Annotated in this window: 2 protein-coding genes and 1 pseudogene; all 3 read right to left on the reverse strand. The window is 72.6% G+C overall.

Going from position 1 to position 3,049, the window contains the following annotated elements; translation table 11 throughout:
* A pseudogene (locus tag VGD93_RS03465) lies at positions 1 to 702 on the reverse strand (double-strand break repair protein AddB); the annotation flags it as partial.
* Between the two features lie 99 nt (positions 703 to 801).
* Positions 802 to 1,248, reverse strand: a complete 447-nt coding sequence (gene tsaE, locus VGD93_RS03470) for a tRNA (adenosine(37)-N6)-threonylcarbamoyltransferase complex ATPase subunit type 1 TsaE (protein ID WP_395009220.1) — start codon at positions 1,246 to 1,248, stop codon at positions 802 to 804.
* Between the two features lie 2 nt (positions 1,249 to 1,250).
* A partial coding sequence (locus VGD93_RS03475; RefSeq protein ID WP_395009222.1) for a sensor histidine kinase occupies positions 1,251 to 3,049 on the reverse strand: 1,799 nt, incomplete at its 5' end.

Below are 3,049 nucleotides of genomic sequence, written 5' to 3' on the forward strand. Positions count from 1 at the left end.
CAGCTCGGCGGTCGCGGGAATCGAGCCGGTCGAGCCGGCGGCGACCACCGGGCGGTCGCCGAAGATCAGGGGCGCCGCCGCGCCCTGGCGGCGCAGCCGCTGGTTGCGCAGGTCGGCGGGATCGCCGCGGCCGCGTCCGGCCAGGGCCTGCGGCCACGCCTTGAGCGCGATGTCGAGGAATTCGAGCGATTTCTGCCAGTTGGCGGCGAGGTCGGGCTTGGCGACGTCGTCGCGCAGGCGGGCGAGGTCGCCGCCTTCGATGGTGAGGTCGTCGGCCAGCCGGCCCAGCGACTCGGCGAGGCCGAGGATTTCGGCGGCATTGGGCGGGGTGGCGAGAATCTGCTGGCCGACCGGGGTGCGGGCCCAGGCCTCGATCAGCCGGGCGAGGAACAGCTGGCGCTCGAGGGTGGAGGCGGCCGGCGGCAGCGCGGGCAGGTCGTGCGGCGGCAGGAACGGCTCCTCGTCCTGCTGCTCGCCACCGAACGTGCGGATGTCGGGCAGCAGCCGGTGGCCGCGCCTCAGGAACGCCTCGGCGAGCGCCAGCCGGGCACGGCGGGTGGGCAGCACGATGGTGACGTCGGCGAGCCAGAACGGACCCTGCTGCGGCCAGCCCGAGAGCAGCGTACCATCGAGGACACGGTCGGCGAGCACCGACAGGAACGGCGCGTCCGGCGCGATGGTGAACAGTCTGCCGGCGCTCATGGAAGCGACGGCGCGCCGCCGCCGGGCAGCACGGTGACGGACGGGAATCGGGTGTCGGGCATGGCCGATCTTGACCGCGCCGGAGGGCAGAAGTCCAGCCTAGATGCGGCGTTCGGCCGGGGCGTCGATGACGGCGATACGGCCCTTGCGGTCCGCCGGAAGGGAGAGGGTGACGACAATGTTCGCGCGCGCCGCCAGGCCCGGCGCCCGCTCGGGCCATTCCACGAGCAGGATGGCCTCGGGCCGGTCGAACAGGCCCAGTTCGTCGATGTCGCGCTCGGACGCGAGCCGGTAGAGATCGGCGTGCAGGAGCACGTGGCCACCGCCCTCGTAAGGCTGCACCAGGGCAAAGCTCGGCGAGGGCACGTCGAGATCGGGATCGGCCATGAGGTGGCGGATGACGGCGCGCGCCAGCGCCGTCTTGCCGGCCCCGAGATCGCCGGCGAGCAGCACCACGTCGCCCGGCCGGAGCGCCTCGGCGAGGCGGACGCCGAGGGCAGCGGTGGCGGCCTCGTCGGCGAGGTGCAGGGTCACGGGGCCGGGCACGGCTACTCGGCCGCCCCGACCAGCGCCGCGGCGTCGGCGGGCAGGTTGACGACCACCCGGCTGCCGCGCGGCTCGCGCCGCTCGACGCTGATGGTGCCGCCGTGCAGGTTGACGAAGGCGCGCACGATGGCGAGGCCGAGCCCGGCCCCGCGCTGGCGGCCGGAACCGGCCGGCGCATCGGCCTGCTCGAGCATGGCGGCGCGCATCTGCTCGCTCATCGCCGCCCCCTCGTCCTCGATCACGAACAGCACGCGCTCGGCGCGGGAGGAGACCGACAGCCGGATCTCGCCGCCCGGCTCGGAGAAGCGGGCGGCGGTGGAGAGCAGGTTGTACAGCACCTGCACGATGCGCGTGCCGTCGGCGACGAAGGGCGGCAGGCCGGGCGCGATGTCGATCCTGAGGTTGAGCGAGGCCTGCCCGTCGATCTCGGGGAAGGTGGCCATCACCCCGGCGCGCGCCTTGTCGACCAGCGCGTGCACGTCCTGCAACTCGGGCCGCAATTCGGCGATGCCGGCATCGACCGTGGCGAGATCGAGGATGTTGTCGATGAGCACGCCGAGGGTGACGCTGGACGCACGAATATAGTCGGTATAGGCGCGCTGGCGCTCGTTGAGCGCCCCGGCGGTGCCGGAAGCGAGCAGGTCGGCGAAGCCGATGATGTTGGTCAAGGGCGAGCGCAGCTCATAGGAGACGTTCTGCACGAAGGCGTCCTTGAGCCGGTCGGCGGTGATCAGCGCCTCGTTGCGCTCCTTGAGCACGCGCTGGTAGTTGGCGCTCTCGGTGACGTCGAGGAAGGTCATCATGGTCTGCCCGTCCGGCAGCCGCACGACGGCGTAGTCGATGAGCTTGCCGTCGGCGCGGGCGATGCGCCCGCTCTGATCGGAGCGGGTGGGGTTGAGGTCGATGATGTTCTGCTTGAGGCCGCGCCAGATGACGGCGCCGTCCTCGGGCAGGGCGCGCGCCGCCGCCTCGGCGACATGGTCGATATGCGGGTTCTGACCCAGTTCGTTCATCGGCAACTTCCACAGCGTCGACAGCCGCGGGTTGCACAAGGTGAGCCGGCCGTTGGTGCCGAACACGGCGACGCCTTCGCTGAGGGCGTTGAGGGTGGAGCGCTGCACGTCGAGCAGGGCCCGGTGCTGGCTCTTGAGGTCGAGCTGGGCGGTGATGTCCTCGAACACGTAGATGACGCCGCCGCGCGGGCCGGCCGGCGCGGCGACGACGCGGATGGTACGCCCGTCCGGCAGGTGCCAGGGGGCGTTCTCGCGCGGGGCGCTGAGCTGGTAGGCAGTCAGGTGCCGCGCGCGCCAGGCCTGGTAGTCCGGCTCGTTGGGGAGCTTGCCGTCGGTGCGCAGGCGGTCGAGGATGGCGCGCTCGTCCATCCCCGGCTTCAGCCAGCCGGCGTCGAGCCCCCACAGGGCGCAATAGGCGCGGTTGGCCTGCACCAGTTCGCGTCCGGCACCGAAGATAGCGATCGGGGTGGCCAGCGCGTCGATGATCGAGCCCAGATGGTGGACGCTCTCGGGGGGCGCCGGCTGCGACGGGGCCTGCGGCGACAGCAGCCCGGCGCTGCCGTCGCCGGCGGCAAACTCCAGCAGTTCGTACGGCCCCGCCTCGCCCAGCGTCACGGTGACGGCGTGCGCGCGCCCCTCGGCCAAGGCGGCGAGGTGGCGCTGCAGCGCGGCCGGTTCCAGCACCTCGGCCGGGCGCGTGTCGGGCGTCAGCCTATGCAGGGACCGGGCCAGCTCGGCGTAGGCGGCATTGGCGTAGACCAGATTGCCGGCCGCGTCGCGCAGATAGG

This window comes from Devosia sp., from assembly GCF_036406155.1.
Taxonomy (GTDB): Bacteria; Pseudomonadota; Alphaproteobacteria; order Rhizobiales; family Devosiaceae; genus Devosia_A.